The sequence below is a fragment of the Stenotrophomonas terrae genome (assembly GCF_001431465.1).
Lineage (GTDB): Bacteria > Pseudomonadota > Gammaproteobacteria > Xanthomonadales > Xanthomonadaceae > Stenotrophomonas > Stenotrophomonas terrae.
In genome coordinates, this window is record NZ_LDJJ01000088.1 from 1 (window position 1) to 5059 (window position 5059).

3 protein-coding genes are annotated in these 5059 nt (G+C 65.6%); 2 read left to right on the forward strand and 1 reads right to left on the reverse strand.

Translation table 11 applies throughout. The features are described from left to right. Positions 1-151 precede the first annotated feature (151 nt). A complete protein-coding gene (locus ABB27_RS18425; RefSeq protein WP_057630707.1) occupies positions 152-1735 on the reverse strand; it encodes a transglycosylase SLT domain-containing protein in 1584 nt (527 codons plus the stop codon). Positions 1736-1858: 123 nt separating this feature from the next. On the opposite strand from ABB27_RS18425, the gene ABB27_RS18430 reads away from it, so the two are divergent. Together ABB27_RS18430 and ABB27_RS18435 are read left to right on the forward strand one after the other, a co-directional pair. Then, positions 1859-3364: a helicase HerA-like domain-containing protein gene (locus tag ABB27_RS18430; RefSeq protein WP_057630709.1), complete on the forward strand. Its 1506-nt coding sequence runs from the start codon at positions 1859-1861 to the stop codon at positions 3362-3364. A 78-nt stretch (positions 3365-3442) separates the two neighbouring features. Further along, positions 3443-4708: a hypothetical protein gene (locus tag ABB27_RS18435; RefSeq protein WP_057630705.1), complete on the forward strand. Its 1266-nt coding sequence runs from the start codon at positions 3443-3445 to the stop codon at positions 4706-4708. Positions 4709-5059 lie beyond the last annotated feature (351 nt).

The window sequence follows — 5059 nt, forward strand, 5'->3', positions numbered from 1 at the left end:
TTGTGGGAGCGACGTCAGTCGCGAAGCTGGTGTTTCTTCCGCGAGCAGCAGCCTTGGGATCTGATGACCCATCTGCTTCGCGGCTTACGCCGCTCCCACAAAAGCACAGCCCGCACTAAACAAGAATGGCGCCTTGCGGCGCCCTTCTGCTTCAACGGCCGCAGCCTTCCAGCTTCAGGTTTTGCCCGGGCTTGAGTGCATAAGCCGGTGCGCGCAGGCCATTGGCACGAGCCAACGCCGGCAGTTCGCACTGGAAACGACTGGCGATGCCGCCGAGGGTGTCGCCGCGGGCAACCTTGTAACTGCGCGCGGCACGTCGTGCAGGTGCAGCCGGACGCGGCGCAGCCACCGGGGCGGCTACCGGCGCAACGGCCTGTGCAGCCTGCATCGCCTGCACATCACCCACCGCCACGCTGCCAGTGAAGCTCGCCGCCGAAGGCCGCTTGATCGCGGCGTTCAGATCGGCGGTGATCAACGCACGCGCCAGATCGGCACGCGGACCACTCACGCAATAACGGTTGTACAGACCGGCAATGCGGGTGGTGGCATTGATGGTAGTACCCGACGGTATCCAGCCGTCCGCTTCATAGCGCGGGTTGAGGTTGCGCAGTGCGCGCATATAGCCGTCACGGGTACCGGTGCTGCCCAGGCAGATGGTCAGCTCATAGATGGTGGTGGATTTGGCTAGGCGAATGGTCGCCGGCTGCGCATTGATCTTCGGGAACTCCACGCCGTACTGCTGCGGGTGCAGGAAGATCCACGCCGCGGCAATCACCATCGGCACATAGTCCTTGGTCTCGCCCGGGAACTGGTTGTACGAGGTATCGGTCCAGAAGCTCTGGCCACCGGTCTCGCGGTAGATGCGCGCGGCGCGTCCTTCGCCACCGTTGTAGGCGGCCAGGGCGTACTCGATGTTCTTGTTGAGCCCGCGCATGCGCTCGTTCATGTAATCGGCGCTGGCGCTGGCGGCACTGCGCGGATCAAAGCGGGTGTCGAAGCCGGTGCCGTCGGGGCCCAGCCCGAAGCGGCGGCCGGTGGCCGGCATGAACTGCATCAGGCCCGCGGCACCCACCCGCGACGACGCATGTACGCGGCCATTGGATTCCTTGGCCATGATGCCGAACAACAAAGCCTCAGGCAGCGCGTCCTTTTCCCACTCCGGCCACATCACCGCGCGCAGGTTCATGTAGTTCTCGTAGCTGGTCAGCAGCGAGGGGCGCATGTCGGTGAGCCAACGGCGGATGCCGGCCTGGATGGCCGGGTTGTACTCGACCATGTCATCGAAGGCGTGGCGGTGATCATTGAGCAGGGCCGCCGCACGCGCGGCTTCAGGAACATCGGCGATCAGTGGCGCGATATGGTCGGGATCGGCTTCCAGCGGACCACCATCCTCACCCTCGGCGCTGCCGCTGGCGTCGGCGCGCTGCTTGAGCAGGCGCTTGTAGGTGGCCAGCAGATTGCTGACCTGGCAACCCTTCTGCGCGATACAGGCGCTGATCACGTCTTCCATGTCTTCCAGCGCGGCATCGCCTTCGCTGGCGCCCTTGGGGTCGGCATTGGCAACCAGTACCAGTGCGTCGCTGTAACGCTTTTCAGCCACCGTCATCCGTGCCTCGATGGCATCCACCTTGACCTTGTCCCGGGCCGAGATCGCATGGGCGGCCGGAACCACGGTCAACAACGAGGTCGCCAGCAACAACGACCAAGGACGAGCGGATAACAGGGATACGGGCATCAGCAGCACTGCATGACAAAGGTGAGGCAGGGTAGCTGGCAGACAGACCCGGGGGCAACATTGCCACCGCAGCGATACAGTCGGCCGTTAGAATCCTCCCTTCATTCACCAATGAGTGCCTCCATGGACCCGATCCTGCTCGGCAAAGGCGTCACCGACGACATCGCCGTCACCCTACTCCCACGCTTCGGCAACCGCCACGGCCTGGTGGCGGGCGCTACCGGTACCGGCAAGACGGTGACCTTGATGACGCTGGCCGAGGGCTTCTCGCGGTTGGGCGTGCCGGTATTCATGGCCGATGTGAAGGGCGATGTGGCCGGCCTGGCGGTTGCTGGCGAGGGCGGCGAGAAGCTGGCCCAGCGCGCGGCCGAAATCGGCGTCGACGGCTTTGCGCCAGCGGCCAGCCCGGTGGTGTTCTGGGACCTGTACGGCAAGCTCGGCCACCCGGTGCGCACCACCGTCAGCGAGATGGGCCCCACCCTGCTCGCGCGCATCCTGGAGCTCAACGACACCCAGTCCGGCGTGCTCGATATCGTGTTCAAGCTGGCCGACGACCGCGGCCTGCTGCTGCTCGACCTGGATGACCTGCGCGCCCTGCTGGGCCTGGTGGCCGAGGAACGCAAGGACATCTCCACCGAATATGGCCTGGTCAGCGCGCAGTCGGTGGCCGCGATCCAGCGCTCGCTGCTGCGTCTGTCACAGGACGGCGGCGAAGCCTTCTTCGGCGAGCCGGCGCTGGAACTGGCCGACATCATGCGGGTCAACCACGACGGCCGCGGCGTGGTCGGCATCCTCGCCGCCGCCCAGCTGATCCTCAAGCCGCGCCTGTATTCCACCTTCCTGCTGTGGCTGCTGTCCGAGCTGTTCGAGCAGCTGCCGGAAGTGGGCGACCTGGAAAAACCCAAGCTGGTCTTCATCTTCGACGAAGCCCACCTGTTGTTCGACGATGCACCGCCAGCGCTGGTGCAGCGCATCGAGCAGGTGGTGCGGCTGATCCGCTCCAAGGGCGTGGGCGTGTACTTCTGCTCCCAGTTCCCGGACGACGTGCCCGGCAACATCCTTGGCCAGCTCGGCAACCGCGTGCAGCACGCCCTGCGCGCCTTCACCCCGCGCGACCAGAAAGCGGTCAAGACCGCAGCCGAAACCTTCGTACAGAACCCCAAGCTCGACGTGGTCGCCACCCTGTCGCAGCTGGGTACCGGCGAGGCGCTGGTGTCCACGCTGCAGGACAAGGGCATTCCCTCACCGGTGCAGAAGACCCTGATCGCCCCGCCCCGCTGCCGCATGGGCTCGATCACCGATGCCGAGCGTGCCCAGGTGCGCGCCGGCAGCCCGGTTGGCACCCGCTACGACACCGCCGTCAACCGCGAATCGGCCGCCGAACTGCTGGCCCAACGGGCGGAGAAAGCCGTCGAGCAGGCGCAGGCACCGGCGGCCCGCACCCGCCAGCAGGACGAGGCACAGGAGGGCGGTTTCGGCCAGAGCATCAAGGACGCGATCTTTGGCACCAAGCGCCGCCAGGGCATGATCGAGACCATGGCCAAGCAGACCACCCGCACCGTGGGCACCAAGCTGGGCAACCAGATCGTGCGCGGCATCCTCGGCAGCATTTTCGGCGGCAAGCGCTGACTACCACGCCTGGGCCGGCCCATTGCCGGCCCTCCATCGCAGGCGTCACAATCTGCGTCTGACTCTCGGGGGAATGTCATGGAAGACCGCAAGCGCGGCGCAAATGCGCACCGCCCACAACCGTTCTGGCAACGACTGCCGGCAATCACGCTTTATCCGGTGCGTGGCTCGGCGTTGTATTCGCTGATCGCGCTCACCCTGTGCACCCTGCTGACCTGGTTGCCGGCCATAGGCTGGCTGCTTGGCATCGTCACCTGGGTGGCGATCTACCGCTACGCCTTCGAGATCCTGCGCGAAACCGCCAACGGCCGCATGGCCTCGCCCGAGAACACCCTCAGCAGCAGCGACGGCACCGTCATACGCCTGCTCGGCCTGATGATCCTGATGGGCGTCTTCGTGGTGACGGTGGCGATCTTCCTCGGCCCGATAATTGGCCTGCTCACGCTCGCCGCGGTGGTCCTGCTGCAGCCCGGCTGCGTGATCTCGCTGGCGATGGACGGCAGCCTGCGTCATGCCGCCAATCCCGCCACCTCGATCACCATCGCGCTGCGGATTGGCTGGCCCTATCTGGCCGCCTTCCTGCTGCTGTTCGTCATCCAGGCCAGCGCCTTGACCGCCGGCCAGTGGCTGCACACCTTCATGCCGCCGGTGGTAGGCGAGCTGGTGCTCAATTTCTTCAGCATCTGGGGCTTGTTCAGCGCCTTCCATCTGCTTGGCTATCTGGTCTATCAGTACCACGAGGCGCTGGGCTTCGAGCCGGAGGGCGCCTACGACGCGCTGTTACGGCATGACCCGGACCAGAAGCTGCTCGACGAAGCCGAGCATTTCGTCCGCGAAGGCCAGCTCGATGCAGCGCTCGATGCCCTGCGCGGCTCGGTGCGCTCGCGCGCGGTGAGTCTGCCGGTACACGAGCTTTACCAACGCCTGCTTCGGCGCAAGGGCGCATCAGACGCCTTGCGCGACCATGCCCGCCAGTACATCAACCGCCTGTTGATCGAAAAGCAGGAACGCGAAGCGATGAACGTCCTGCGCGACATGCTGGAGGTGGATGCGGACTTCACCCCTTCAGAACCGCAGCAGGCCGCGCAGCTTGCTGAGCGCGCACGTCTGGGCGGCCAGCTGCAGCTGCAGATGGACACCCTGCGGGCGATGTTCAAGGCCTGGCCGCGCGACCCGCAGGCACCGCAGTGGGCGCTGCAGGCAGCCCTGCTGCTGGGCGAGCGCTACAACCGCGACGCCGAAGCACTGCAATTGATCGACGAGGCGCTGCAACGTTGCGAAGACGAAGAGCAGCGCCGCAAGCTCGAAGCGGCCAAGACCGCGCTGCAGGTCAGCCCGGCCTGAGAAATCCGGCACGCTTGAGCCGAGCCAACACCGTAGCCCGGGTAAGCACAGCGCACCCGGGGCTGTTGGCACACACCTGAAATTTCCCGTAGATCACTGACTCCCGGGTGCGCTGCGCTTACCCGGGCTACGGAAAAAAGCGCCAAATTTCGAGACCGCCAGGCAGGCGATATAGACAAGCCCGAGTTGCAAACCGTGCGGGCACCATAGACAACGTAGCCCGGGTAAGCGCAGCGCACCCGGGGTTGTTGGCGAGCACCCGAGGTTTCCCATAGATCCCTGCTTCCCGGGTGCGCTGCGCTTACCCGGGCTACGGAAAAAAGGCGCCACAATTTCGAGGCCGCCAGGTGA